The organism is Bacillus cereus group sp. MYBK14-1 (assembly GCF_051916885.1).
GTDB lineage: Bacteria > Bacillota > Bacilli > Bacillales > Bacillaceae_G > Bacillus_A > Bacillus_A cereus.
In genome coordinates this window covers 875231-901164 of sequence record NZ_JBQAHM010000001.1, presented here as the reverse complement: position 1 = coordinate 901164, position 25934 = coordinate 875231, and the positions used below count along the sequence as shown (strand labels likewise).

The following is a 25934-nucleotide window of genomic DNA, read 5'->3' as shown; positions in this document are numbered from 1 at the left end:
GTCACGTCCATCAATCTAAGAAAACAAGTTAGCTAAAAAACAATGAAAATAAACTTTATAAAAACAAAAAATATGAACGTAGAGGATGAAACAAAGTATATATTGCTTTTTTAGTCATGTAATCTTTTAATTTGATGATCTTTTCCCCATTCAAACAGATTATCCATTATTTGCATTAAAGATTTTCCGTATTCACTTAGTGTGTACTCAACCTTTGGTGGTACTTCTTGATATACGGTACGATAGATAATCCCATCAGCTTCAAGTTGCCGAAGTTGTTGTGTAAGAACCTTTTGTGTAATGTTTGGGATTTCTCGTTTAATTTCATTTGTTCGCATTTTTCCATCCGACAAAATACATAAAATATGAACTTTCCATTTTCCACCGATTACATCGAGTGTTGTTGCAATTGGGCAATTATCATTTTGATTCATATAACACCTCCAAAGGTACTTCAAGGTTCCTATAGTACCTGAAAGTACGTACTTTTCAATTATATGTAACTCATTCATACTAATACGTAAAGGATTGATTAATTTATAAAGGGGCTGGAAAATGATGAGAACACTTGTAATTGTAGCACACCCTCATATTGAAAAATCAAAAATTAATAAAAGATGGATAGAAGAACTTGAGAAACATTCAGATGAAATTACGGTGCATGAATTATATAAGGTGGCACCAAATTGGGAGTTTAATATTGAAGAAGAGCAAAAGTTATTAGTAGAACATGACAGATATATATTTCAATTTCCGCTTTACTGGTACAGCACACCACCATTATTAAAAAAATGGTTCGATGATGTATTAACATATGGATTTGCGTACGGATCACAAGGAGATAAAGTGAAGGGGAAAGAATTTGGTGTAGCTATTTCTATAGGTGGATTAGAAAAAGACTATGAAAATAGTGGGATTACAATGGATGAGTTGACGAAACCATTCCAAGCTACATGCCTATATACAGGTATGGAATTTATACCTTCCTTTTATTTATATGGTGCAGAATATAAACTAAGTGATGAAGAGATTGATAAAAGTGCACCTGAGTATGTGCAATATGTAATGAACAAGAAGTATTCTAATATATAATGAAAAATAGCCATTTACTTGTGAAGTAAATGGCTATTTTATATTTTTCTTATATTCACTAAGTGTAATCTTTAGTAAATTAATAGTTAATCTGGTAAAATAAAAAACCTAACATATATAAAGGGGAGTTTTACTTGAGAACGATGCGACAATTATTACAAAAGAGAGCAATGCAGTCACCAAATTTGGAAGCGCTTGTAGGAGGGAAGAAAAGATATTCGTTTCAGCAATATAATGAACGAGTAAATCAGCTTGCACATTATTTGTTACATAATGGTGTGCAAAGAGGAGATCGTATAGGAATACTATGCAAAAATAATCACCCATTTCCAAGCGTTATGATGGCAAGTTTAAAAATTGGAGCGGTATTTATTCCGCTAAATCATCAGCTTACTGTATACGAATTAGAAACAATTGTAAAAGAAGCGAAATTAAAAGTGTTAGTTATTGATGAAGAATTTAGTGAAGTGTTATTAAATGTTGATGCTGTTAAAGAAATTCCTTATGTAATTCAAACGACAAAAGAAGGTTTTGGTTCATTTGAATTAGAGCTGCAAAAACAGTCAACGACAGAACCGAACGTAGAAGTTCATGAAGAAGACGACGCCATTTACTTATTTACTTCAGGAACGACTGGACAGGCGAAAGCATGTGTAATTGGACATAAAAACTTACATCACTATTTTGCTGAAATTGCGGGACAAAGAGAAATCCCAGCAGGTGAACGCTTTTTATCTGTGCATCCATTGTTCCATATGAGTGGCGTGCTTTCTATTTTAAATTGTATTTATCATGGCGTTACGATGATTTTCTTAGCTGATTCGAATCCTGCTATTATTTGGGATAAGATTGAAGAAGAGAAAATTACTACGATGCTTGCGTTCCCTGCTGTTTATAGTTACATGCTTGATGAATTAAATAAAAAAGAACGTAATATTTCAACCTTTAAAGTAGCACAAAGCGGTGGTACAAAAGTGCCAGAAACACTCATTCAAAAATATATGGAAAAAGGAATATATATGGTGCAAGGTTATGGTAGTACAGAAGGTTGGGTTGTAACCTCATGGCATCCAATGATGGGAAAAGAAAAGATGTCTTCTGTAGGAAAGACCTTGAAAAATGTAGAGGTGAAAATTGTTCATCCGGAAACAGGACATGAACTAACAACAAATGAAGTTGGAGAGATTCATGTGAAAAGTCCATACATGTTTAAAGGGTATTGGAATAATGAAAAGGCGACAAAGAAGGTAGTAAAAGATAACTGGTTTAACATGGGCGATGCTGGCATGATAGATGATGATGGATTCCTGCATATTATGGGAAGATATAAAGACGTTATTATACGCGGTGGTGACAACGTATATCCAGATCAAGTAGAAGATGTTATTCATGAAATACAAGGTGTTTTAGAAGTTGCAGTAGTTGGAGTTCCAGATGACTTTTGGGGAGAGGTTCCAAGAGCTTACATTGTGAAGGATGGCGAAACAACATTAACAGAAGAAAGTATTATTCAGTATTGTAAGGAGAAGTTAGCAAGTTATAAAATACCAGAAGTAGTATTCATAGACGAGTTACCGAAAAACGCTTTAGGAAAAGTGTTGAAGAGGGAATTACGAGATGTAGTTCTTGTGAAATAGAAAATTATAAAACGATGGAGAACCCAGTTATGTATAAGGCATGACTGGGTTTTTATGTATCAAAAACATAATGATTTACTAGATTTTGTATTTTGTGTAAGATAATAAAGAATATTCGAAAAACAATTGAGGGAAGAGATATAAATGAAGCTGCCGCTATTACAGGTAGAGACAGAGAGACTGATGATCCGTCCGTTCCAAAATGATGATTATGAAAGTTGGTTAGATCAATTTTCTTATTGATTATAAAAATAAAGAAATGGACAAATAAGGGGAAAAGAAAATGAAGACTATAAACGTATTTCATTATGACGCATTTACGAATAAACCAAATAAGGGAAATCCAGCAGGTATTGTATTAGAAGCAGATGGATTAACGGAAGAGGAAATGCAAATTATTGCTGAAAAAGTTGGATATAACGAAACAACTTTTGTTCTTTCCTCAGAAGTAGGAGATATAAGAATGCGCTATTTTACACCTGGTTTTGAAATGGATTTATGTGGTCATGGGACAGTAGGGACGATATATGCCTTGCGCGAAAAAGGTTTATTAGAAGAGAAAAGTAACCTTACGATTGAAACGAAGGCAGGGATTTTACCGATACAAATAGGTGTAAATGAAAATGGAGAAACCTTTATTAAAATGAGGCAGACAGCACCTCAGTTTAAAGAATTTACAGGTTCAAAAGAAGAATTAGCTCATAGTATTGGTTTAGAAGTAAATGATTTAGATGTAAGTTTACCGATAGTATATGGAAGTACAGGAAACTGGACTGTAATTGTGCCGATTAAAAATCTAGATGCGTGTGAGAGAATGAAACCTAATAATGCTGCATTTCCATCGGTATTAAAAGAAATACCTAATGCTTCTATTCACCCAATTTGTCTAGAAACTTATGATGAACTAGCACAAATGCATGGCCGTCATTTCTCGTCAGCTTATGCTGGGACGATTGAAGATCCAGTGACAGGAACAGCTTCAGGTGTAATGGGAGCGTATTATGCGGAGTATTTAGAGAAAGATTTTGAACATGAATTGGGTTTAATCGTTGAGCAAGGACAGGAAATAAATAAAGATGGCCGTGTAACTGTTTATGTAACGAAAGGGATAGAAAACGAAAAGTTACAAATAGATATTGCTGGAACAGCGGTGTATGTGAAAGAGTTTGAAGTTTCAATATAAAAAAAGAAAGCCCGGCATACATCCGGACTTTCACTATCTGTTCAATACTTCAATATACGAAGCATCTCCAGTTGTTCTTAAAGCAGAGCGAAAATTGTTATTTTCTAGCGTTTTAGCGACTTGTTGTAATTGCTGTGCATCATCATGATGGATAAGTAAGCTGTCAGCACCGCTTTCTTCTATATGAATATGTTCGACGTTTCCAATGGCATCATGTACAGCTTTTAAAAATTCAGGTTTCATGGTGTCCTCCTATATGTATGTAACGTTTTTATTTAGTATTTCCTTATTTTTGAAATATAAAAGTAAATGAAAGGAGAAATAAAATGAATATAAAGCAGTTTAACGAACATATAACATCACTATTTGGAGAGCATCTTCATAAATACGGCGATGATGAATATGGTTTTACTCATATAAGTAAAGATGAATTTCACAAAATCGGTTACACAACAAATTTAACGTTAGAAACTATTGAAGAAGCGTATAGAAATGGAGTCGATATGATAGTTACACATCATGCGCCGTGGAGTTTTTTATTTGGTATGGAAGAGGCTTGTATTGAGAAATTGAAGCAATATGAAATGAATCATTTTTGGGTTCATTTGCCGTTAGATTTTGTAAAGTTTGGCACATGTACATCGTTATTTAACGGAATTGGGATAGATACAATACTGGAATATTCCACGTATGAGGAAGAAGAACTACCGGGAATAGGAGAATATAAAGAAGCGATTCCTTTTTCAAACTTAGTTGGAAAACTTGAAGAAAGAATGGAAGAGAAAGTGAAGAGCTGGAGAAATCACGATAAACCAGTAAAACGGATTGCGATTTTAACCGGTGCAGGAAACAATACAAATTTGATTGAACGTGCATTAGAAAAAGGGTGTGACACGTACATAACAGGTGAAAAAACATTATATACAGTGCAACATGCGAAATTTAAAGGGATTAATTTAATTGTAGGCAGTCATACGTTTACAGAAGTGTTTGGTGTAGAAAGTTTGGCTCATAAGTTAAAAGAAAGAGATAATTCAATAGAAATTACTAGATTAAATGAAGAACATTTGGAGTGAAGAAATTACATCGCATTACCATCAATGGAATGAACTATATGATGGAATATTGAAAGACGCAGTTGCAATGAGATAAAATTATCTTTTGTTATATTAAGATTTTTAGGAAGAATTCCCTTATGTTTGTCAAATAATAGTAAAGTTGTCTTTTGAATTAAGGGAATATTCGGAGTTAAAGGGTGAGAGAATGGATATTTCAATAATCACTGCACAACTAGTTAAGGAGAAAGTGATTTCACATTATCCAAATAGTGTAAAAGTGTTAAACGGGGGAACAACAAGTACTATATATTTGTTAGATGAACAATACGTTGTAAAGTTGAATGAATCGGATGTCATACGTGAAGAAGCTTATTTTCTTCAGTTTTATAAAAAGGATGAATTATTTCCAAAGCTTTTTTATAAGGAACCTTTAAATCGCTATATTGTTTACTCATTCCTTGAGGGCACAACTTTTTGCAAACTAGGCCATAAACGGAGCGTTCTTTGTAAACTTGTAAAGGAAGTTATCAATAAGTATGAAGTAGCTACAGAGATTGATGGCTGGGGATGGAAAGAAAACCTAGTTCAATCTTGGAATGAATTTTTAACGACAAATGTGATGGAAGCTCATGAAAATGTAAGACGTTACATAAGTGAGGAAGCGTATAGAACGGTTTTTAAGTTAGCAAATAGTCCAAGTAGGGGGACTGGAATAAATCAGCCATTTTTATTGCATGGTGATCTTGGATTTCATAATTTTATATTTCAAGAGAATAAACTGCACGGTGTAATTGATCCTTTACCAGTGTTAGGAGATCCTATATATGATTTAATTTATGCGTTCTGTTCAACTCCGGAAGATTTAACAAAAGAAACGATTGGTTATGCGATGAAACAATGTGTATTTCATAAAAATGACCGTGATTTATATGAAGAGATAGTCATAGGATTATATTTGCGTATAGATACATGTTTACGGCACCACCCGAAAGATTTAGAAGATTATTTAGCAGCTTGGCGTTATTGGATGGGTGAGGTTGAGGTGACTTTATAGTACAAATATTTTTAGGGGAGATGGTGAGATGAATGTTGTAGAAGCGAAAAAGGATTTACTGTAATTCCATTATCGGTTACATTTGTCTATTTACTTACTTTTATAAGTTTATTAATTGAACATAAAAAGCAGCTTAATAAAAATTTAGGGATAGGGGGAATTATGATGAAAAATTTCGTTTGTACAACGTGTGGCGTGCAGTATGCAGCGAGTGTAGAAGAACCAGTGAGTTGTCATATTTGTGATGAAGAAAGGCAGTATGTGAATCCGAAAGGGCAGTCTTGGACGACTTTAGAAAATTTGCAAACAGATGATACATATAAAAATGAAATAATTAAAGAGGAAAATGGACTTTATAGTATTACGACAAAACCAGGATTTGCGATCGGTCAAACGGCATTTGTAGTGAAAACAGAGTCATATCGTTTACTGTGGGACTGTATTACGTATTTAGATGAAACGACAATTACGAAAATAAAAGAGCTTGGCGGATTAGATGCGATTGCATTGTCTCATCCTCATTATTATTCAACGCAAGTAGAATGGGCAGAGACATTTGATGTACCAATTTATATACATGAAGATGATAAAGAGTGGGTGATGCGTCCGAGTAGTCGTATTATTTATTGGTCTGGTGAGTCTTTACAATTAGCTGATGGGATTACTGTACATCGTCTTGGAGGACATTTTAGTGGTGGTTCTGTATTGCATTGGGAAGAAGGTAATGATGGAAAAGGGATTTTGTTAACAGGTGATATTATTCAAGTTGTAGCAGATGAGCGGTGGGTAAGCTTCATGTACAGCTATCCAAACTTAATTCCACTACCAGCGAGGAAAGTGGAAGAAATGGTGAATCGAGTGAAGCCGTTACAGTTTAATCGTTTATACAACGCTTTTCATCGAGTAGTAAAAGAAAATGCAAATGAGGCAGTTGAACGTTCTGCTGACAGATATATAAAAGCAATAGAAGGAAAGTTGTTTCATACGTAAAAGGAGAGTAGCTTAATGAAAACGTTAGTATGTTTTGGAGATAGTATTACAGCTGATGAAACATTTTTTGATGGAATTCCGAGATTAACACCACGTTTGCAAGAGATGTTTCCGAACTGGAAAGTAGTGAATGCAGGTGTTCCAGGTGATAATACATTCGATGCGTTAAATAGGATTGAAGAAGATGTAATATTATATAAACCAGATTTCGTAACAGTTTTTCTTGGTACGAATGATGCAGTTTCTTTTTCTCAAGTGTCATTACAAGCATATAAAGAAAACTTAGAGAAGATTGTGAACCATATTTCGTCAGGTAAAGTGCTGCTTATTAGCCCTGCGCCAGTTGATGAAGAGAGGCAGCATAATAGAACAAATGAAGTGCTCTGTCAGTATGCAGACGTGGTGGAGAAAGTGGCGAAAGAAACAGGAAGCTATTTTCTAAATTTGTATGCTGAAATGATTCAAGAACTGAATTATAAAAGGTTTGTAGAAAATGATGAAAAAGATGGATTACACTTTGGTCCAGAAGGTTATGAGTATCTAGCGAAGTTAATTGGTGAAAAGTTAAAAGGGATTTTATAAAAAAAGCAAAGCGATATCGCTTTGCTTTTTCGTATTTCTTTCGTAGTCCATAAACTTATTGATTGCTGTAATTTGGACAGATATTTTGCATTTTTATCCCGCATTAACTGCCCGTAAATGCCCGATTGGTGAGGGCTAATAATCAGTGGGGGATGAACAAAAAAAACCTGATTAAAGTTTCACTTTATGTGGGTAAAAGGCTAGTGCTGTTTTAAAGTAATATAAATTTATTTTTAAAAATTTATATTTCGTAGTTGAAAATTAATAATGGTGTAACTATAATAGTTACAGTAAGTTTGTTATTTTGAAATGTCCACATTGAATTACAAGAATGAAGGGAGTTTTATGTAAATCAAAAAGCTATAAAATCTATTAATTTTTATAATAAGATAAAATACTTTTCAGTTCATACACATTATTAAATATGTTATTTCTAATAGAAAACTAGAGGTGGAAAAATGAAAAAATTTAAAGGTATGTTAATATCATCACTTGCAATTACAACTTTTGCTGGGGTAGGTACGACATTTGTAACAAATACAGTATATGCTGCTAATGACGATTCTAGTAAAATACAAGTTCGTTCTAATAAGAGTATAAACACAACAACTGGCTCGAGATTGCCTGTATTATCAGTCAATCCTTATGATGAACCTAGATTTTCAAGACAGGGATATCTTGAAGAGGCACCTTTAGGAATTAATGCTCCTTATGCTTGGGGAATTAAAGGAGGAAATGGCCAGGGAGCAACTTTTGTAGATTTGGAAGAAGGCTGGTTATTAAATCATGAAGATTTAGTCGGTCAAAATATTGAATTTATGTCTGGAAAAATGAGTAATGATCTTTCTCACGGTACTTCAGTTCTAGGTGTTGTTTCGGCAGCTGACAATGGGATTGGGAACATTGGGATTGCACCAAAAGCAAAGGCAAAAGTAATTTCAGTGATCCGAGATAATGGGAGAATCGATGTAAGAGATGCTATTTTAAGTGCCGTAGATTCTTTACAGGCTGGAGATGTTTTATTAATAGAAGAATCCTTTAAATATGATGGATATGGAGATGACCCTTTACCAGTAGAAGTATACCCGAGTATATTTAACGCAATTCGCAAAGGTACAGATAAAGGCATTATTATTGTAGAAGCAGCTGGTAATGGTGGGATTGATTTAGATGAATTTAAAGACCGTAATGGTAAGCAGATTTTAAATCGAAATAGTCCAGACTTTAAAGATTCAGGAGCTATTATAGTTGGAGCATCTACTGCAAGAGTTCCTCATAAACGTTTAGCTTTCTCTAACTATGGTAGTAGAATTGATGTATATGGTTGGGGAGAGTATGTTGATACATTAGATACATATCAAAATCAAAATAGTAAAGGACAAAAAGTTACAGATCAGAACATAATTAATCGTTATACTTCTAATTTCCGTGGTACTTCTAGCGCTTCGCCTATAATTGCTGGGGCTGCTGTATCGATTCAAGGGATTGCTAAAGAACATTTAGGTAAGGCATATACACCAAAAGAATTGAGAGCAATTTTAAGTAATCCTAATACAGGCACAAAGTCTAATAACCCATCATCTGATAAAATAGGTGTTTTACCAGATTTAAAAGCGATTTTGTCTAACCTTGGATTTCATAGTGATTTGACTACCAATGATCCTATGGTATTTCCAGATAACGTAGAAAAAAATGAAGGAAAAGAAAATTCAACTTTCGTATTTCCAGGTGAAGAAACAAAAAGAACAGGTGATAAAAATTCAACTGTAACCTTCCCAGAAGAAGATTTAAAACAGGAGGAAAAAGAAGAGGGATTAATTGTTTTTCCTGATTAATAAAAAAATACTACCTTCCATTTGGAGGTAGTATTTTTTATTTCTTGTCAATAACAAGCAGGCATGAAATTTGTATTTGTTTATCTTTCATAATGAATTTAACTAAAAAAATCGAATATTTGACTGTTAATTTACTTTTTCGTCTCAATCAATTACATGAATTAATCTAGAAATGCTTGCTGTAATGCTTTCAGTCCATCGCTGTAAATACCATGAAACAGATTAATTGCCTCTTCATCACTAACCTCAACAGGAGTGAATGTACCAGACCACTCTACTAACGATGTGTTACTTTCAGTACCTTCTTTCACCTGGATTGTAGATAGATAATTAGTGACTGGGAATGGTGCATTCATGATTGAATACGTGTAGTAGCGCTCTTTATCATTGAATACTTCTAATCGTTCTATAATTGTATCCCCATCCGGATTAGCTAGATGACGTACACGACCGCCTTCAGTTAATTTACTGCTAGGTATATAAGGTAACCAGTCTGGAAGGGAGTTGAAACCTCCGATTAATTGCCATACTTGTTCAGGTGAACCGAAAATTTCCATAGATGTAGTAGTATGTGCCATATTCATTACGCTCCTTTTCATCCCGGTATTTACGGGTAAATAATCAGTGGGGGATGCTCTCACGGATTAAAGTTTCATTATTATTTTACGTTGATTGGTAGTGGTGCATTAGGTGCTACTAGTTTTTGTTCGCGCATTTCTTCCCAGAATGCTGCTGGAATTACTGTATTTAAGGCGTTTTGGTCTTCTGCAATTCGTTCCGGTTTACTTGCACCAGGAACAACGGCAGCAACTGCTGGATTTGCTAGTGAAAATTGTAATGCAGCAGCTTTGATGCTGATTTCGTAACGATCTGCAAGAGCTTTGATTTTCTCAACCTTTGCAATAATTTCTGGCGATGCTTTTTGATATTCGAAGTGAGCGCCTCCAGCAAGAATACCTGAGCTATATGGGCCACCAACAACAATATCCATATTATGCTTTACAGCTGCAGGCATTACTCGTTGCAATGCACGTTCGTGGTCTAATAATGAATAGCGACCAGCTAATAAGGATATATTTGGTTTCGCTTCTTCTAAATCAAGCATAAGTTCAATTGATTCTACTTTGTTTACTCCAAGCCCCCAGCCTTTAATGACTCCTTCTTCACGTAAACGTGTTAGCGCACGGAATGCTCCTGTTCGAGCAATTTCAAATTGTGAAATCCACGCATCACCATAAAAGTCTTGTGCTAAATCATGAATGAAAACAAAGTCTAGACGATCTGTTTTTAAACGTTTCAAACTTTGCTCGATAGAACGAAGTGTTGCATCTGCGCTATAGTCATTGATCATTTTATTTTTGCGACCAAATTCGAAAAGCCCGCCTTTTTCACCTAAATCACGTGCAGATGGATCTTCTAATTCATCCGAAATAGTTCGACCTACTTTCGTACTTAAAAAGTAATCATCACGATTTCTTTTTGATAGTGCTTCACCAAGACGAATCTCCGCTAAGCCAGATCCATAAAGTGGAGCTGTATCAAAGTAACGAACGCCATTCTCCCAAGCAGCATCCACTGTAGCGATTGCTTCTTCCTCTGGGATATTACGGTACATATTTCCTAGTGGTGCTGTACCAAACCCGATTTTTTCTTTTAGTAATTTACTCATTATAGATATCCTCCTAAAATGTATTTGCAAAATATTTATTCATTGTGAATGGATGTGAAAATGAAAACATGTCATTTTATCGTCTGACAAAATGTATGAGAAAAATACTCACTTTAAAGTAAAGGTACTAACAGGTAATTTCTAACACTGCATGACTCACTCAACTCTTACAAATGCTATTATGAAATGTATTTTACATAATGAAAAGTACGTACTTTAAAGTGATATAGATACTAAAAAGTAATACAGGTACTTTTTGGTGCCGTACTACTCATCTGCTGTTTACGTATGCTATTATGAAACATGTTTAACAGGGTAAAAAGTACGTACTTTAAGGTGCTATAGATACTTAAAAGTAATATTTAAATATTTTAGCTTATTTGTCTTATAAAATTATTAAAGGAGATTTTTATATGAAAACATACAATATTCCTGTAGAGGCAACTTTAGAGGTTATCGGTGGAAAGTGGAAAGTAGTTATCCTTTGTCATTTAAAGAAAGACAAAAAGAGAACGTGCGAATTAAAACAATTAATGTCTGGTATTACACAAAAGATGTTAACGCAACAATTACGTGAATTAGAAGAAGATGGTGTAATCGAGAGAAAAGTGTATAACCAAGTGCCACCAAAAGTAGAGTACTCTTTAACTGATTACGGTCATTCTTTAGATTCTATACTCGATACTCTTTGTAACTGGGGAGAAGTTCATCTTGAAAAGAATGGGAACACATCTATGCTTATAACAGCAGCTGAATAAAGAAAGAAAAAACGAACGAGAATACGTTCGTTTTTTCTTTTTGTATAGAGGGAGATTTTTACGCAGCATAATTACTTTTTTGTAATATAGGTACTTTTTTGTGCTGTAGGAACTAAAATGTGCCGTATAGAAAATTATTTGTTTTTACGCAACAATAGAGAAGAAATTTAGAAAAAAGGAGGGAGATCGTGTGAAACAATACAATATACCGATAGAAGCAACTTTAGAAATTATCGGGGGAAAGTGGAAAGTCGTCATTTTATGTCACTTAACGAAAGGAACAAAGCGAACGAGCGAGTTGCAGCGTCTAATTCCTGAAATTTCTGTTAGAATGTTGACGCAACAATTACGTGAGCTAGAAGATGATGGTGTGATTACACGTGAAATCTATAAAGAAATTCCACCCCGAGTAGAATACTCCTTAACTGATTATGGGTGGTCTTTGCAAAATGTATTAAATCAATTGACCGTATGGGGAGAACGATGCATAGATAGAAAAAACACAGAAGTTAAGTGAAATCTCTATATGTAATATTGAAAACACCACCTAATGACGAGGTGGTGTTTTTCGTTTTAAAACTTTAGAAAGTTGTTATGATGAAAAGTAAAATTTTTGAGGACCTGTTTCAGTCATGGGTACTTAAAAGTGCCTACATCACTTTAAAGTACGTACTATGCTTCATAATATAACCGTTTTATAATGACACTCGTAGCAAGAAGTCAGTACAATAACGATTTTAAGCTATGTTCAAAAAGACTTATTAACTAGTATAGTTTTTTGTTCAATTTTTTAGTAGGAGATGTTTTTATGGTTGAAGAACTTTTTTATAAAAAAATACTCAAAAATCTGTTTTCAGATCCAGTTCAAATTACACTTTGGAATGGAGAAACAATCCAATATGGCGAAGGGGAACCTCAATTTCACATAACATTCCATAAGCCACTTTCAAAAAAAGAAATCGCTAAGGATCCTTCTATTGCATTCGGTGAAGCATATATGAATGGGGATCTTGAAATAGAGGGTAACCTTGAAAAAGCAATTCAATCTATTTATAAAAGGCAGGATAGCTTTTTAGGTGATAGTAAGTTGCAATATTTCAAAAGTAAATGGAATTTCTCAAAACAAAAAAATAAAGATGATATTGCTCATCATTATGATATTGGGAACGATTTCTATAAATTATGGCTTGATGAAACAATGACATATTCTTGTGCATATTTCCAAAATGAGCAAGATTCTTTAACGACAGCGCAGCATAATAAAGTGAATCATATTTTGAAAAAGTTGAACCTTCAAAAAGGTGATACGCTATTAGACATCGGTTGTGGGTGGGGTGAACTCATTACAGCTGCCGCTAAACAGTACGGTGTGAAAGCGATGGGAGTAACGTTAAGTGAGGAACAATATGCTAAGACTTCTGAGCGAATTAAACAAGAGGGACTTACGGATTTAGTTGAAGTATCTTTACTTGATTACCGCGATATTAAGAATCATAAATTTGATAAAATTGTTAGTGTAGGTATGATCGAACATGTAGGAAAAGACAACATTACGCAATACTTTGAAACAGTTAACAAATTATTAAATGATGGCGGGATTTCTCTGCTGCATTGCATTACTTCTCCGGCTAATGGTGGTGCTACGAATGGTTGGATTGAAAAATATATATTCCCTGGTGGGTATGTTCCTGCTGTGAACGAATTAATCACGAACATGACAAACGAACAATTTTTTATTGTGGATGTAGAAAGCTTACGTAGACATTACGGAAAAACATTACAACATTGGGCTCGAAATTTTGAAAACGTACTAGAGGAAGTTCGTAAAACGAAAGATGAGCGATTTATCCGCATGTGGCGTTTATATTTAAATGCATGTGCAGCTTCGTTCTTTACAGGTAATATTGATTTACATCAATTTGTATTTACAAAAGGGATTAATGATACAATTCCGATGACACGTTCGTATATGTATGAATAAGAGCATGTAACCAAGTAGCTCTCAAGTCATTGAGTATAAATAAAATGATGATAGGATATAAGTCCATAACGTAAAGTCGAGATGGGAATCAGAAAATGATTTCTATCTCGACTTTTTAGTATATAATTTTAAAATTAAAACTATATACTTTTAAAGAAAAAATATATAATAAATGTAGAAACGAAAATTTATGAGCAAGGAAGTTGAAGAACATGACATTAACAATGGGCTTTATTGGATTTGGAAAATCAGCTAACCGTTATCACCTACCTTATCTAAAGACACGTAATAATATAAAAGTAAAAACGATTTTTGTACGTCAAATAAATGAAGAATTAGCGGCTCCATATGAGGAAAGAGGTGTTTACTTCACTACTGATTTGGACGAATTGTTGAATGACAAAGAAATTCAAGTCGTGACGATCTGTACGCCAGCACATACGCATTATGAATTAGCAAAAAAAGTTATACTAGCCGGAAAATCAGTTATCGTTGAAAAACCATTTTGCGATACAGTAGTACATGCGAAAGAATTATTAGCTTTAGGACGAGAGAAAGGTGTAATCGTTATGCCTTATCAAAACCGTCGTTTTGATGGTGATTTTTTAGCTGTAAAGCAAGTAGTTGAACAAGGATTCCTTGGTGATATTATTGAGATTGAATCACATATTGATTATTTCCGTCCTGGTTCAATCACTCATGAAGCTCCAAAAGAAGAAGGTTCATTTTACAGTTTAGGTATTCATACGATGGACCGCATGATTTCACTATTCGGCCGTCCAAATACAGTGACATACGATATTCGTAATAATGAAGTGGAAGGTGCGGTTGATAACTATTTCGATGTTGGTCTACATTATGGAAATCAGTTGAAGATTAAGCTGAAAACGAACCATATCGTAGCAAAAGATTATCCACGCTTTATCGTTCATGGAACAAATGGCTCATTTATTAAATACGGTGAAGATCAGCAGGAAAATGATTTGAAAGCGGGTATTATGCCTGAGAGTGCAGGATTTGGTGAAGATTCGCCGATGTATTATGGAATTGCTAAGTATCGTAATGCAAATGGTGACTGGATTGAAAAACAAATTAAAACGCCGCTTGGTGATTACGGTCGTTTCTATGATGCAGCGTATGACACAATTGTAAATGGTGCACCAAAACTTGTGAAAGATGAAGAAGCAGTAACGAATATTGAAATCTTGGAAAACGGATTTGCTGCCCCATCACCTTCAGTTTACAAACTTGAGGCTTTACATTTGAATGAATAGAAGAGAGTTTGCAGTATAAAGGAGGTATGGAAATGGCAAGCGGATCAACACAAGTAAAATACCTCGGCATTTATCAAAAGATTAAACAGCAAATTTTAGACGGTGAATATAAAATCAACGAAAAAATTCCGAGTAGCTCCGTCCTTGCTGAAGAATTCGATGTTTCAGCACTTACGATTAAAAAAGCGCTGGATCTATTAGTAAGAGACGGCTACATTATCCGTCGGCGCGGAAGTGGAACAGTGGTACAAGATTGGCATCAGCAGGAAAAGGCACGAATGATTCAAACTTTAACAGGTACGAAAGCTGTTTACGGTAGTGAGGTAGAAAGTAAAATTATCGAGTTTGCGATTGTAGGTGCTGATGAAGTAGTTGCTGAGAAATTGGGAGTTTCAATTGGTGATTTCGTCTATAAAATCATTCGCCTCCGCATCATTCACAGCATTCCGACGATTATGGAGCATACATGGATGCCAATTTCGGTTATCCCAGGTGTTGAAGCTTCTGTTTTAGAGGAGTCGATATACTCACATATTCAAAATAAACTTGGTCTTGAAGTAGGGACATCTGTTGTCAGGGTTAAAGGGATTCGCCCAGATGATAGGGAAAAGCAGTTTATGAACTTAACAAATCAGGATTTCCTAATGCGAGTTGAGCAAGTAGCTTACTTAACGGATGGACGAACTTTTGAATATTCTTATGCAGATCATCTACCGGAAACCTTTGAGTTTGAAACAGTCATTACGGCAAAAAAATTATAAAGAGACATAAAATAGGTTGAGGCAAGCATTGTCTCAACCTATTTTATGTCTTCTACAGTTATGATTCATCTGCTGTAATCAGCATGGATGTGTTCCCGGTTTTTTCAAGATGAACTTCTCCCCAGGAACAGAGGGAATCGAGTATAGCTCCTAAAGACGAACCGTAATCCGTTAAAGAATACTCTACTTTTGGTGGTACTTGGTCATATACTTTCCTTTGGATTACACCATCTTCTTCTAGTTCACGTAATTGTTGCGTTAACATTTTTTGCGTAATACCAGGCATTAAACGTTTTAATTCACTCGTTCTTTTTGTTCCTTTTTTTAAATGACAAAGGATAACAACTTTCCACTTTCCGCCAATAACTTCTAAAGTCGCTTCTACAGGAATATTGTATGTCTTCATAAAAAAAACTCCTTTGATGAATTTAGATTACAGTTGTGAGCCTACATCCGTTGCAATACTAAAATTATTTCTTTTTAGTACCTATAACACTTTAAAGTGCGTACTATTTATTGTGCTAAATATCGGTCATAATAACCGATGTAAGAGAGAAATAAGCAGAACGGCACTTGAAAATGCATATGTTACTTTTTAGTACCTATAACACTTTAAAGTACGTACTTTTTATTAGGATGAATATAATCCATAATAGCACTTGTAAGCAAGAAATGCGTGAAATGTGCTTTGAAGGAGCCATCATGCTATGGGGAATTTTACATGAGAATAATTTGTTGTGTTATTAAAATTAATCCAAGACTTAACAGTTGATTAATTGAACTGTAAAGTTTAAAATTACAGTAAGATTTTTAAAAGTGAGTTGTTAACGTCTGTAAAATGTAGCATGAATAATAGAGATAAATGAAACATTGCTGAATAATTAACATTATGTGAATTTGATTCTAAACTGTAATTTTTTTTAATACATTTCAATAAGCGATATTTAAAATGTACGTTTAATAACATTAAAGGAGTGAGTTAAATATGGTAATTCTATATACAACAGCAAGCTGTGCTTCATGCCGAAAAGCGAAAGCATGGCTTGAAGAGCATCAAATTGATTATATTGAAAAAAACATCGTATCAAATTCTATGACAGTTGATGAGCTTAAATCGATTCTTCGTTTAACTGAAGAGGGGGCTACTGAAATTATTTCAACTAGATCCAAAACTTTTCAGGACTTAAATATAAATATTGATGAGCTCTCGCTAAATGAATTTTATACATTAATAATTGAGCATCCACTAATGTTGCGTCGCCCGATTATGCTGGACGAAAAAAGATTGCAAATTGGTTTTAACGAAAAAGAAATTCGCAAATTTTTACCACGTAGTGTCCGAACATTTTTAAACATTGAACTGCAAAAGTTGGCTAATTAATAAGTAATAGTATGAAAGAGAAATTTTTTGAAAGGAGGAAACTGAAGGTGATAGAAGTATGCGTTACAGTTAATTATAAAGATAGAAACTATCAAACAAATGTCATTGTGAACAAAGATACGATTTGGACAAAAATTGAACAGTTGGCAGAAGAACAAGTGAAGAAACAGTGGGGTTTTTAAACTTAATTATTTAAAAAAATGAAGTTATATGCTAGAGATTATAACTAAATTCAAAATTTTTCAGGTATTAAATATAAATAAGAAATTTTCTTGAAAGGAGGAAGCAGAAGATGATTGAAGTATGTGTTACAGTTAATTATAAAGATAGAAATTATCAAACAAATGTTATTGTAAGTAAAGATACGATTTGGACAAAAATTGAACAGTTGGCAGAAGAACAAGTGAAGAAACAGTGGAGTGTTTAATTTTCTTTTTAACTTAAAAAGCTAAATGAAGTTATCAGATATAGGTGGGACGGGATAGAATATAAGGGAATTAATTTTTTATGGCAAGAAGCATTCCACATGTTTTAACGTTCTAACCAATCTGTAATATTTATGGCTACAGTATGTTAATATATGAGAAACAATATTTTTAATCGTAGGAGGAAAATCATGAACAGCGACTTTACCTTGGCCATACACAGTTTAACTTATTTAGCTTTACAGCCAGACCGGATGTCAACAAGTAATGCTATTTCAGAAAGTGCAGGTGTTCATCCAGTACGCATTCGCAAAGTACTAAGTTTGTTAAAAAAACATAAGTTTATACAATCGAAAGAGGGGACTGGTGGCGGTTTTATTTTCGCTCGCGATTTAGATGAAATTAATCTTTGGCATATTTATCAGATAACCTCTGAAGGTGCTTTGCAGCCGAAGTGTCCAGAATCAAACAATCAGTGTGTTGTAGGTTCGAACATGCGAAAAGTTCTTTTCGCTATTTTCTTAGGTGCTGAAGAGCATCTAGGTGAATACTTAAAGAATTATACAATGAAAGAAGTTGTTGACCTTATCAATCAAGAGCGTTAAGCGGCTTAATTATTATATAGCCGTGAGTTCTTAACACTTAAATGTAATGAAAAATATTACAGTATAATTTGTTTTTATATCTTTTTTATCGTCACAAAAAATATTTATAGGAAGGTGAAACGGTATGATGTCAAATAATAATCATGTTTTAAAAGTAGGAGATTGGGTTCGTGGAATATCAAATGAAGGTGAATTAATAGTTGGTTATATTGTATCACTTGATGATGTAGAGGATATAGTTACAGTTAGTATTGTGAAACGTGACGGCCAGTACACAATAAACGAAGCGATTTTACTCTTTAGTAAACACGTTAACAAACTCCCTGAATCAAAGGTAATAAATAAGGAACAAATCCTTTATCTTATAGATCTTGCATTATTAACAGGGGATGAAGAATGGTTTATCGAGCTTTCTTCAAAATTAAACTCGATAAAAGAGCTAGTTAATGAGGGATTTTAAAATTTAAACTTTTGAGGGTGAACACAATCCGCCTTATGGGACACAATTACTTTTCGCATAAAAGGAAATGATGTAAAAACGATTCATTACTAATATAGAGATATCCCTGAAGAAGAGCCGAACAAACTACAATTAAGATGATATTGAAGTGATTTGTTTGTGTATTCCTGATAACGATAATTATGTAAATGAGCTGTCCATATGGGGCAGCTTTTTTGTTTTTTGCTCAGTGTAGCTTTTTAAATTGTATATGAATTCAATATTAATAATATATATCCTAAAATTTGGTTTTTGTATTTTGGGATTTTTTTCTTTTTACCTACATTAATTATTTATTAGAATATCTTTTATGTTTAAAATAAAATTTTTTGATAAAAGGGGATATAAGTATTTTTATAATAAGTCACCTAGAAAAACAATGTATTATTGTATTTTTTTACTAACTAATTCAGCTTTAAGCGATAAAAACAATGGCTACATGCTAACTGTAAAATATTATCCATATAAAATTATTCCTCTTTAATATTTCTGAAAATATAAAAATATTAATTTTATAAATATACACGTTATAATGAGGGCGTCGAGAGAAATTTTATTATCTCTGGAGAAAATATAAAAAATGCGATTATTAGTAAGAAAGGTGTGTGATTAGAGGCGAAATGTATGTAATGTGCTTCAGTGGCTTGTGTGAGCAATATCATCAGTGCTACCGAAGTTATGAAAGTAATGTATAGAATTGAGAAAGAAATGCCTCGCAAATGAAGAGAGGCCGGTTTAGCTAAAATTACTGTTAAAAGTAAAAAAGAGAAACCATTAAAGTAATACACTGTTATTAGAAATGTTGCAACGTATTTATGAAGTCTATTCTATATTGTTCTCTTAAGGGTTCTTTATATAAAGAGCGGATATTACGAGTAAACTTTTTTGTGAACGCTAACAATTATATTAGGACGCTAATTAGCGAATGTTTCAATTTGGATTCATTATGATGAAGGACATACAATGTGGGGCAACTTGTAAGGAATTCATTTTCCGAAAAGGGAATATTTGTTAGGTGCAAAGAGAGATGCAGGAATAGATACAAGGGGGAGTTATTATATGAACGGGAATACTGCAAAGAAAATAGAAGTTCAAGCTGAAAATACCGCACTAAAAAATGAGCAATATGCAGATCCGAAAAAGTGGCATAAGCAGGATACTACATGGGCACTCAGTCTATTTGGAACTGCAATTGGAGCAGGGGTGCTCTTTTTACCGATTAATGCAGGTTCAGGTGGTTTATTATCTTTACTACTAATTACATTGCTTGCATATCCAGTTATGTACTACTCACATAGGGCACTTGCTAAAATGATATACGCTTCTAATTCTGCTGATGAGGGGATCACAGGTACAATTAGAGAGTATTTCGGAAATAAAGCGAGTATCATTTTTAACATCGTATATTTCGGTTCAATTTATACAATCGTACTAATGTATTCGGTTGCGCTTACAAACACTGCAAGTAGTTTTATCGTGCATCAATTGCACATGCCAGAACCTCCAAGAGCTATTTTATCACTTGTATTAGTTCTTGGTCTTATCGCTATACTGAATTTTGGTCAAGATATTACTGTAAAGGTAATGAGTATGTTAGTGTATCCTTTCATAGTTTCTCTACTGTTTATCGCAATATCTTTAATTCCACAGTGGAATACGTCAATGCTTAGTTTTTCAGCTGTTTCAACTGCTTCAACAGGAACAGGCTATTTTGGGACGATATTGATGATTCTACCAATCATCGTATTCTCATTTAATCATTCACCTATGATTTCATCATTTGTTGTGAAACAGAGAGCTACGTATGGAATCGAAGCCACTGATGCTAAATGTGCGCAAATACAAAAGGTTTGTTATATCATGACATTCGCTGTTGTTATGTTCTTCGTTTGGAGTAGCGCATTGAGCTTGACTCCAGATGATATAAAAATGGCAAAAGAACAAAACTTATCAATTCTTTCATATCTTGCTAATGAGCTTAATTCGCCTGTAATCACTATTGCAGCTCCAATTATTGCTTTTGTGGCTATTACAAAGTCTTTCCTAGGCCATTATATAGGAGCATTTGAAGTAATGCGTGACATGATTATTAAGTTTGGTAAATCACGTGGAAAAGATATTGAAGAAAAAACAATTAAGACAATAATTCTTACTTTTGTTGTATTATCATGCTGGTTTGTTGCTTATACAAATCCAAGTATTCTTGGACTTATTGATTCTCTAAGCGGTCCTTTAGTTGCTGCTATCTTATGTCTATTACCGATGTATGCGATTCAAAAAGTGCCAGTACTAGCTAAATACAAAGGGAAAATGAGCAACGTATTTGTTATTATTGTAGGTGTACTTACAGTTTTAGCAAGTATTAAGTCATTATTCTAATTCACTATTGTTGATTTTAGTGTCAAAGTAGTGGAATATGAAATATCTATTTTTGGACAAACTTCTCAAGTTGGAGAGTTTGTCCTTTTTATTCAATCTATTAACAAACAGCCACCTTTCAGATAAGGTGGCTGTTTCGGTATTAATTTATTATTCACGTCTAAATGGACCTTTTGGAGCAATTAGCTCTAAATTAGTACCATCTGGATCACGGAAGTAGGCAACTCTTGTACCAAATCCAGATTTCAAGCCGTTTTCTTGAAAGATAATTGGTTCTCCATATGGGTGCTATCTTATGCACATCAGGCTAACAAAATGGATTGCCTCTGAAACAAAAAAATGATTTTTATTACTATAAAAAACGTAAAGTATCTGTTTTTAGAAAAAAATTAATTTTTATAAATTGATGGAGATATAACTTAATTCTTTTATATATTTAGTTAAATATGATTGTCAGAATGAACTTAAAGTAATTATGATTTCTAGAAATGCGAACTGATGTTTTGAATTGGTTTAAAGTTGCTGGAACAAAATAAAACCAATTGAGCAAAAAAACTTGCAAAAATAAAAAGAGAGATGTATATTAATTGATGTATCAATAATTGATATATCAATTAATGTTTTGACAAGAAAGAAAAGGAACGTTTCATGAAGGGAATGTTCGTAAATATCAGTGGAGAAGAACGCAAAATACTTATTCATGTTCTATTACAGATGCAAAAAAATGTAGGGAATATTAAAGAATAGAGAGTGTAGGGGGCAGAATAGTGTGGAAATAATCGTAGCTATTTTAGTCGGGATCGTAGCATTAGAACATTTGTTTATCATGATCCTTGAAATGTTTTTTATTGATTCAAAAGTAGCGAAACGTGTTTTCAAATTACCGAAGCATTTAGAAGGAGATCGAAACGTAGCCATTATGTTTGCAAACCAAGGTTTATATAATGGATTTTTAGCGGCTGGTCTCATTTGGGGACTTGTACTTGGACTCAATCCAATTGGTTATATGGTCCAATTATTTTTTGTGATTTGTGTGGTGGTAGCAGCTATTTTCGGAGGTTTCACATCTAATAAATCAATTATTGTGAAACAAGGACTTCCAGCTGTTTTAGCAATGGTTGCCCTTTTATGTATGATATAGAATCAAAGTTTCTCAATAAAAGAACTCATTTTTGAAAAGAATACGCTATTCTTTCTTTAGAATTATAGGAAAGGATGGCGTTTTTGTATGTCTATTTCTATAAGTAGTGAATTATAACTATTCCCTCAAGGGACTCAATTGCTTTTTAGCTTTTGGATATATGTTCATCCATCTATGTTTCCTCCTATTGTTGGATAGTGTAATAATTGATAAAAATTTTGATGAAATTGGATTATAACGATTGATCAAAAAAGTTAGTGATTAAAAATATTATTCTTTAGTACATACATTTTTAAGATGTTAAATATATTTCATAATAGTCTCTGTAAGATAGGGATAAGTAGAATAGTACTTTTTATAACTTTGAATATCATTCATAATAGCATCAGTAAGAAGAAAACAAGCTTTACGGTACTAGTTACCAACGATGTTACAGCAGTTTATTTGGAATCAGATTGATTGAAAGGTTGTACTATATGGCCTAATAATTTCGAAAAAATGTCGGTGTGGCATAAAACAATTATGGAGGTTAAAGATATGAGTACTTCAAATTTGAATGAAATAAGTAAACAAATTTTAAAAGAGGAGGAAACACTTCAATTTTCCTCTTTTACAAATGAAGATGCCTTGCAACTAGGTTTATTTATCGTTGAAACAGCGAAGCAAGAAGGGAAATTGATTGCTGTTGATATAACGAAAAATGGTGTGCAATTATTTCATTTCAAGATGACAGGGACAAATGAGGAAAATACGAAATGGATTGAGCGTAAAAAACGAGTCGTTTCCCTGCATGATCGTAGCTCGTATTATATGCAGATACAAAGTGAAATAACTGGAATTTCATATAATGAAAAATATCTTTTAGATACTTCGGAATATGCTGCGTTTGGTGGATGCTTTCCTATCAGAATAAAAAACGTAGGGGTTATTGGAATGATAACAGTTTCAGGATTACCACCAGAAGAAGATCATGAATTGGTTATAAGAGCGGTGAAAAATCAGTTAAATCAGTAATGAAAGTATTTTTATACTTTCATATTAGATAATGGAGTATTATAAGCAATTACTAATATGTAAATCCTTATGAGATGTTAATTATTAAATAAGTGACCAGTATGGTTTCTACTACAGTTCATTAGTAATATTTAGTTAAATTTAAAATGTAAAAAGCCAGGTAATGCATTATTCATGCTACCTGGCTTTTTAACTATCAATTTAAGTTTATTTTCATGTTTGTGTAAATATGAAACACGCAGGATACATGAATAGAGAATGGGTAAAATAGTACCGAATGATCACTAGATTTTATGAATGATGTTATAAGTCTTTTTTAGGGAAATTGAAGGAAGTGATGTGTTTAGATTTAGAATGACTGGCAATGGGTGTTAGGAAGTTCAATGATTCAAAAATGAACTCATTTAAACGCATATTATCTTTGAGATGTATCCTTTTGAAGAATATTAAAACTTAGGAGGAAATGAATTATGACAAAAGATTTCTATACTGCACTGAAAGAAAGACGTACTTACTATGGAATTAACAAAGAGGTACAAGTATCGGATGAAAAAATTAAAGAAATCGTGGAGTTTGCTGTGAAATATACTCCATCAGCTTTCAATTCTCAAACTGCGCGATTAGTTGTATTATTTGGTGAAGCTCATGATAAATTATGGGATATTACAACTGAAACATTAAGAAAAGTAGTTGGAGATGGAGATTTCTCAGGAACGCAACAAAAAATGGATTCTTTTAAAGCTGGTTATGGAACAGTACTATTCTTTGAAGATGAGGCTATCGTTAAATCGCTTCAAGAAAAATTTGCTGCATATGCTGAAAACTTCCCAATTTGGTCACACCAAGCATCAGGTATGCACCAATTAGTCGTGTGGACAGGTTTAGAAGCAGAGGGATTAGGGGCATCTTTACAACATTATAATCCATTAATTGACGATGAGGTAAAACAAGAATGGAATGTCCCTGCTAATTGGAAACTAATTGCACAAATGCCATTTGGTAATCCAACTGCTACTCCAGGTGAAAAAGAATTCCAACCGCTTGAAGAACGTGTGAAATTTCATAAGTAATATTCAAATGTAATAATACGATTTAGTTATAGTAGAGTTATTCGCTCTTTTTCGGGATAGGACTATGCTATTGATGAAATCGGAAAAATACTATTATATTTTTAAAAAGAACAAGGCGATCATTTTTGATCGCCTTGTTTGACATTTGTACAATTAATCTACGCATTACGCTTAATAAGCTAAACAGCATGAATTATTATGTATATTATCTAGTTATAGTTACCAAACATTTTTCAACACTATTTTACCTATTGCATTATTCGACTCCAAATACTTGTGTGCTTGTGCAACTTCATCAAACGTGAAAGTTTTCGAATCTAGCAATGGACGAAGTTTTCCTTCTTCTACTATTTGAGTTAGTTTAGTCAAAATTTCCCCGCAAGCGTCACGTTTATCGGTATGTAATATTTTTAACGCCATAAAAGTAACGTGCAGAGTAAGTCCTTTTGCGTGTAAAGGAGAGAGGTCATGGGTTGAACGAGCTGCAATTGTTACGACAGTTCCATTAACTGCGGCAGCTTCAAAAGAATGATCAAGATTCTTGCCGCCTACTGTATCAAATATAACTTCAAATCCGTTTCCGTTCGTATGTTTTTGTACATATTCTTGAACAGATTCTTCTTTATAATTAATAGCTATATCGGCTCCTAAACGATGGGCTATTTCTATTTTGCTTTGCTGAGAAGCGGTTGTAAAAACTTTAGCACCTGCCCATTTAGCTAGTTGAATGGCTACGTGTCCTACGCCACCAGTAGCTCCATGAATGAGAACATTTTGACCAGGTTTAATATTTGCACGATCAAATAAAGATTCCCAAGCTGTAATTGCCACTAATGGTAGAGCAGCTGCTTCTTCCATTGTTAAATTTTTAGGTTTGTGAGCAATTAATCGCGCATCAGCAAGCATAAATTCTGCAAGTGCACCTCCAGTTTCTTTAAAACCTCCGGCACATCCGTATACTTCATCCCCACATTTAAATTTCGAAACACCTTCTCCTACTTCAATAACAATACCAGCTACATCGCCGTGTAATATAGCTGGAAACTCAGGAGCGACTGCTGAAACGGCACCACTACGCATTTTTGTATCGATTGGATTTACACTTGTTGCTTTTACATCGATTAGAACATGACCTGGTAAAAGTTTTGGTTTTGAAACTTCTTCTAATTGAAATACAGATGAATCCCCAAAAGAATGGATAATTTGTGCTTTCATAGTTTATACCTCCTGTTTGTGGTTATAGCATAGCAAAGTACGAAAAATAAGTATAATATTTTGAATTTGGTTAGTGAGAATTTTATATAAAGAAGAGGAAAGTGCATGAAATGAAATAATGTAACGTACTTCTAAAAACTACTGTAAAGCTTTTTGAAGAAAGGGTAGATGTTATTTTTGCAGCATGATTTATTCATTACGTTTATCCCGCATTAACAGGCAGTAAGACCCCCGCCTCAAAATTCAGCGAAAGCAAAGAAGTTAGGTGGGAGTTGGGCTGCTCGTAAAAGCCCGATTGGTGAGGGCTGATTAAAGTTTCACTTTATTCGGA

The 25934-nt window shown here is 33.7% G+C and carries 27 protein-coding genes and 4 pseudogenes; 24 read left to right on the top strand and 7 right to left on the bottom strand.

Annotated features, from left to right (window positions below):
* Positions 1-110 precede the first annotated feature (110 nt).
* Positions 111-434: a winged helix-turn-helix transcriptional regulator gene (locus tag ACTFR3_RS04610; protein ID WP_001072981.1), complete on the bottom strand. Its 324-nt coding sequence runs from the start codon at positions 432-434 to the stop codon at positions 111-113.
* Positions 435-558: 124 nt separating this feature from the next.
* Here ACTFR3_RS04610 and ACTFR3_RS04605 point away from each other — a divergent pair, with 124 nt between their 5' ends.
* The 4 genes and pseudogenes from ACTFR3_RS04605 (at position 559) to ACTFR3_RS04590 (ending at position 3912) form a co-directional block, all read left to right on the top strand.
* On the top strand, positions 559-1092 hold the full coding sequence (locus tag ACTFR3_RS04605) for an NAD(P)H-dependent oxidoreductase (RefSeq protein WP_025921899.1): 534 nt from the start codon (positions 559-561) through the stop codon (positions 1090-1092).
* 143 nt (positions 1093-1235) lie between these two features.
* Complete coding sequence (locus ACTFR3_RS04600; protein WP_440044249.1) at positions 1236-2729, top strand: class I adenylate-forming enzyme family protein; 1494 nt, start codon at positions 1236-1238, stop codon at positions 2727-2729.
* A 144-nt stretch (positions 2730-2873) separates the two neighbouring features.
* Positions 2874-2966, top strand: a pseudogene (locus ACTFR3_RS04595) (GNAT family N-acetyltransferase); the annotation flags it as partial.
* A gap of 46 nt (positions 2967-3012) precedes the next feature.
* Positions 3013-3912: a PhzF family phenazine biosynthesis isomerase gene (locus ACTFR3_RS04590; protein ID WP_071741105.1), complete on the top strand. Its 900-nt coding sequence runs from the start codon at positions 3013-3015 to the stop codon at positions 3910-3912.
* 33 nt (positions 3913-3945) lie between these two features.
* Here ACTFR3_RS04590 and ACTFR3_RS04585 read toward each other — a convergent pair whose 3' ends face one another.
* On the bottom strand, positions 3946-4155 hold the full coding sequence (locus tag ACTFR3_RS04585) for a hypothetical protein (protein ID WP_000801653.1): 210 nt from the start codon (positions 4153-4155) through the stop codon (positions 3946-3948).
* 83 nt (positions 4156-4238) lie between these two features.
* On the opposite strand from ACTFR3_RS04585, the gene ACTFR3_RS04580 reads away from it, so the two are divergent.
* The 5 genes from ACTFR3_RS04580 (at position 4239) to ACTFR3_RS04560 (ending at position 9431) form a co-directional block, all read left to right on the top strand.
* Entirely contained in the window at positions 4239-4988 is a 750-nt protein-coding gene (locus tag ACTFR3_RS04580) for a Nif3-like dinuclear metal center hexameric protein (RefSeq protein ID WP_001022442.1), read from the top strand.
* A 187-nt stretch (positions 4989-5175) separates the two neighbouring features.
* Complete coding sequence (locus ACTFR3_RS04575) at positions 5176-6024, top strand: phosphotransferase (RefSeq protein ID WP_002204735.1); 849 nt, start codon at positions 5176-5178, stop codon at positions 6022-6024.
* A 162-nt stretch (positions 6025-6186) separates the two neighbouring features.
* Positions 6187-7014: an MBL fold metallo-hydrolase gene (locus ACTFR3_RS04570; RefSeq protein WP_086404019.1), complete on the top strand. Its 828-nt coding sequence runs from the start codon at positions 6187-6189 to the stop codon at positions 7012-7014.
* 15 nt (positions 7015-7029) lie between these two features.
* Positions 7030-7596 carry an SGNH/GDSL hydrolase family protein gene (locus tag ACTFR3_RS04565; protein ID WP_016124973.1) on the top strand — a complete coding sequence of 189 codons (567 nt, stop codon included), beginning with the start codon at positions 7030-7032 and terminating at the stop codon, positions 7594-7596.
* Between the two features lie 458 nt (positions 7597-8054).
* The gene (locus tag ACTFR3_RS04560; RefSeq protein WP_000713609.1) at positions 8055-9431 is read left to right on the top strand and encodes a S8 family peptidase; all 1377 of its coding nucleotides are present in this window, start codon (positions 8055-8057) and stop codon (positions 9429-9431) included.
* Between the two features lie 161 nt (positions 9432-9592).
* Here ACTFR3_RS04560 and ACTFR3_RS04555 read toward each other — a convergent pair whose 3' ends face one another.
* Positions 9593-10009 (bottom strand): SRPBCC family protein, encoded by a 417-nt coding sequence (locus tag ACTFR3_RS04555; protein ID WP_000951521.1) that lies wholly within the window; start codon positions 10007-10009, stop codon positions 9593-9595.
* Positions 10010-10089: 80 nt separating this feature from the next.
* A complete protein-coding gene (locus ACTFR3_RS04550; protein ID WP_440044209.1) occupies positions 10090-11100 on the bottom strand; it encodes an aldo/keto reductase in 1011 nt (336 codons plus the stop codon).
* Between the two features lie 413 nt (positions 11101-11513).
* Here ACTFR3_RS04550 and ACTFR3_RS04545 point away from each other — a divergent pair, with 413 nt between their 5' ends.
* The 5 genes and pseudogenes from ACTFR3_RS04545 to ACTFR3_RS04525 all read left to right on the top strand — a co-directional run bounded on the left by ACTFR3_RS04545 (position 11514) and on the right by ACTFR3_RS04525 (position 15884).
* Positions 11514-11858 carry a winged helix-turn-helix transcriptional regulator gene (locus ACTFR3_RS04545; protein WP_000860822.1) on the top strand — a complete coding sequence of 115 codons (345 nt, stop codon included), beginning with the start codon at positions 11514-11516 and terminating at the stop codon, positions 11856-11858.
* A gap of 190 nt (positions 11859-12048) precedes the next feature.
* Complete coding sequence (locus ACTFR3_RS04540) at positions 12049-12375, top strand: winged helix-turn-helix transcriptional regulator (protein WP_000816335.1); 327 nt, start codon at positions 12049-12051, stop codon at positions 12373-12375.
* A gap of 291 nt (positions 12376-12666) precedes the next feature.
* Positions 12667-13839 (top strand): cyclopropane-fatty-acyl-phospholipid synthase, encoded by a 1173-nt coding sequence (locus ACTFR3_RS04535; protein WP_000229037.1) that lies wholly within the window; start codon positions 12667-12669, stop codon positions 13837-13839.
* A gap of 212 nt (positions 13840-14051) precedes the next feature.
* Entirely contained in the window at positions 14052-15113 is a 1062-nt protein-coding gene (locus tag ACTFR3_RS04530) for an oxidoreductase (protein WP_439962363.1), read from the top strand.
* A gap of 32 nt (positions 15114-15145) precedes the next feature.
* A pseudogene (locus tag ACTFR3_RS04525) lies at positions 15146-15884 on the top strand (GntR family transcriptional regulator).
* Between the two features lie 48 nt (positions 15885-15932).
* Here the strand turns inward: ACTFR3_RS04525 and ACTFR3_RS04520 are convergent.
* Positions 15933-16280, bottom strand: coding sequence for a winged helix-turn-helix transcriptional regulator (locus ACTFR3_RS04520; protein WP_000860832.1), 348 nt, complete (start codon positions 16278-16280; stop codon positions 15933-15935).
* A gap of 579 nt (positions 16281-16859) precedes the next feature.
* On the opposite strand from ACTFR3_RS04520, the gene spxA reads away from it, so the two are divergent.
* The 7 genes and pseudogenes from spxA to ACTFR3_RS04485 all read left to right on the top strand — a co-directional run bounded on the left by spxA (position 16860) and on the right by ACTFR3_RS04485 (position 21163).
* Positions 16860-17255, top strand: coding sequence for a transcriptional regulator SpxA (spxA, locus tag ACTFR3_RS04515; protein ID WP_440044207.1), 396 nt, complete (start codon positions 16860-16862; stop codon positions 17253-17255).
* 47 nt (positions 17256-17302) lie between these two features.
* A complete protein-coding gene (locus ACTFR3_RS04510) occupies positions 17303-17437 on the top strand; it encodes a BA3454 family stress response protein (RefSeq protein ID WP_000573515.1) in 135 nt (44 codons plus the stop codon).
* A 110-nt stretch (positions 17438-17547) separates the two neighbouring features.
* The gene (locus ACTFR3_RS04505; protein WP_000573516.1) at positions 17548-17682 is read left to right on the top strand and encodes a BA3454 family stress response protein; all 135 of its coding nucleotides are present in this window, start codon (positions 17548-17550) and stop codon (positions 17680-17682) included.
* A 189-nt stretch (positions 17683-17871) separates the two neighbouring features.
* A complete protein-coding gene (gene saiR / locus ACTFR3_RS04500; protein ID WP_001083465.1) occupies positions 17872-18285 on the top strand; it encodes an Rrf2-family transcriptional regulator SaiR in 414 nt (137 codons plus the stop codon).
* A 124-nt stretch (positions 18286-18409) separates the two neighbouring features.
* Complete coding sequence (locus ACTFR3_RS04495; RefSeq protein ID WP_000987462.1) at positions 18410-18745, top strand: IDEAL domain-containing protein; 336 nt, start codon at positions 18410-18412, stop codon at positions 18743-18745.
* Positions 18746-18752: 7 nt separating this feature from the next.
* Positions 18753-18838, top strand: a pseudogene (locus tag ACTFR3_RS04490) (DUF3888 domain-containing protein); the annotation flags it as partial.
* Positions 18839-19843: 1005 nt separating this feature from the next.
* On the top strand, positions 19844-21163 hold the full coding sequence (locus ACTFR3_RS04485; RefSeq protein WP_001014168.1) for an aromatic amino acid transport family protein: 1320 nt from the start codon (positions 19844-19846) through the stop codon (positions 21161-21163).
* Positions 21164-21313: 150 nt separating this feature from the next.
* Here ACTFR3_RS04485 and ACTFR3_RS04480 read toward each other — a convergent pair.
* Positions 21314-21448: pseudogene (locus ACTFR3_RS04480) on the bottom strand (VOC family protein); the annotation flags it as partial.
* Between the two features lie 484 nt (positions 21449-21932).
* On the opposite strand from ACTFR3_RS04480, the gene ACTFR3_RS04475 reads away from it, so the two are divergent.
* The 3 genes from ACTFR3_RS04475 to ACTFR3_RS04465 all read left to right on the top strand — a co-directional run bounded on the left by ACTFR3_RS04475 (position 21933) and on the right by ACTFR3_RS04465 (position 24388).
* Positions 21933-22304 carry a DUF1304 domain-containing protein gene (locus ACTFR3_RS04475; RefSeq protein ID WP_063548092.1) on the top strand — a complete coding sequence of 124 codons (372 nt, stop codon included), beginning with the start codon at positions 21933-21935 and terminating at the stop codon, positions 22302-22304.
* A 498-nt stretch (positions 22305-22802) separates the two neighbouring features.
* Entirely contained in the window at positions 22803-23318 is a 516-nt protein-coding gene (locus tag ACTFR3_RS04470; RefSeq protein WP_140157131.1) for a heme-degrading domain-containing protein, read from the top strand.
* Positions 23319-23788: 470 nt separating this feature from the next.
* Complete coding sequence (locus tag ACTFR3_RS04465) at positions 23789-24388, top strand: nitroreductase family protein (protein WP_000158939.1); 600 nt, start codon at positions 23789-23791, stop codon at positions 24386-24388.
* Positions 24389-24607: 219 nt separating this feature from the next.
* On the opposite strand, the gene ACTFR3_RS04460 is transcribed toward ACTFR3_RS04465, so the two are convergent.
* On the bottom strand, positions 24608-25603 hold the full coding sequence (locus ACTFR3_RS04460; RefSeq protein WP_063548088.1) for a zinc-dependent alcohol dehydrogenase family protein: 996 nt from the start codon (positions 25601-25603) through the stop codon (positions 24608-24610).
* Positions 25604-25934 lie beyond the last annotated feature (331 nt).

Bases quoted from the DNA above. Each gene is read 5' to 3' on its own strand.
- ACTFR3_RS04610 (WP_001072981.1), bottom strand. From the start codon at position 434: ATGAATCAAAATGATAATTGCCCAATTGCAACAACACTCGATGTAATC.
- ACTFR3_RS04605 (WP_025921899.1), top strand. From the start codon at position 559: ATGAGAACACTTGTAATTGTAGCACACCCTCATATTGAAAAATCAAAA.
- ACTFR3_RS04600 (WP_440044249.1), top strand. From the start codon at position 1,236: ATGCGACAATTATTACAAAAGAGAGCAATGCAGTCACCAAATTTGGAA.
- ACTFR3_RS04590 (WP_071741105.1), top strand. From the start codon at position 3,013: ATGAAGACTATAAACGTATTTCATTATGACGCATTTACGAATAAACCA.
- ACTFR3_RS04585 (WP_000801653.1), bottom strand. From the start codon at position 4,155: ATGAAACCTGAATTTTTAAAAGCTGTACATGATGCCATTGGAAACGTC.
- ACTFR3_RS04580 (WP_001022442.1), top strand. From the start codon at position 4,239: ATGAATATAAAGCAGTTTAACGAACATATAACATCACTATTTGGAGAG.
- ACTFR3_RS04575 (WP_002204735.1), top strand. From the start codon at position 5,176: ATGGATATTTCAATAATCACTGCACAACTAGTTAAGGAGAAAGTGATT.
- ACTFR3_RS04570 (WP_086404019.1), top strand. From the start codon at position 6,187: ATGATGAAAAATTTCGTTTGTACAACGTGTGGCGTGCAGTATGCAGCG.
- ACTFR3_RS04565 (WP_016124973.1), top strand. From the start codon at position 7,030: ATGAAAACGTTAGTATGTTTTGGAGATAGTATTACAGCTGATGAAACA.
- ACTFR3_RS04560 (WP_000713609.1), top strand. From the start codon at position 8,055: ATGAAAAAATTTAAAGGTATGTTAATATCATCACTTGCAATTACAACT.
- ACTFR3_RS04555 (WP_000951521.1), bottom strand. From the start codon at position 10,009: ATGGCACATACTACTACATCTATGGAAATTTTCGGTTCACCTGAACAA.
- ACTFR3_RS04550 (WP_440044209.1), bottom strand. From the start codon at position 11,100: ATGAGTAAATTACTAAAAGAAAAAATCGGGTTTGGTACAGCACCACTA.
- ACTFR3_RS04545 (WP_000860822.1), top strand. From the start codon at position 11,514: ATGAAAACATACAATATTCCTGTAGAGGCAACTTTAGAGGTTATCGGT.
- ACTFR3_RS04535 (WP_000229037.1), top strand. From the start codon at position 12,667: ATGGTTGAAGAACTTTTTTATAAAAAAATACTCAAAAATCTGTTTTCA.
- ACTFR3_RS04530 (WP_439962363.1), top strand. From the start codon at position 14,052: ATGACATTAACAATGGGCTTTATTGGATTTGGAAAATCAGCTAACCGT.
- ACTFR3_RS04520 (WP_000860832.1), bottom strand. From the start codon at position 16,280: ATGAAGACATACAATATTCCTGTAGAAGCGACTTTAGAAGTTATTGGC.
- spxA (WP_440044207.1), top strand. From the start codon at position 16,860: ATGGTAATTCTATATACAACAGCAAGCTGTGCTTCATGCCGAAAAGCG.
- ACTFR3_RS04505 (WP_000573516.1), top strand. From the start codon at position 17,548: ATGATTGAAGTATGTGTTACAGTTAATTATAAAGATAGAAATTATCAA.
- saiR (WP_001083465.1), top strand. From the start codon at position 17,872: ATGAACAGCGACTTTACCTTGGCCATACACAGTTTAACTTATTTAGCT.
- ACTFR3_RS04495 (WP_000987462.1), top strand. From the start codon at position 18,410: ATGATGTCAAATAATAATCATGTTTTAAAAGTAGGAGATTGGGTTCGT.
- ACTFR3_RS04485 (WP_001014168.1), top strand. From the start codon at position 19,844: ATGAACGGGAATACTGCAAAGAAAATAGAAGTTCAAGCTGAAAATACC.
- ACTFR3_RS04470 (WP_140157131.1), top strand. From the start codon at position 22,803: ATGTCGGTGTGGCATAAAACAATTATGGAGGTTAAAGATATGAGTACT.
- ACTFR3_RS04465 (WP_000158939.1), top strand. From the start codon at position 23,789: ATGACAAAAGATTTCTATACTGCACTGAAAGAAAGACGTACTTACTAT.
- ACTFR3_RS04460 (WP_063548088.1), bottom strand. From the start codon at position 25,603: ATGAAAGCACAAATTATCCATTCTTTTGGGGATTCATCTGTATTTCAA.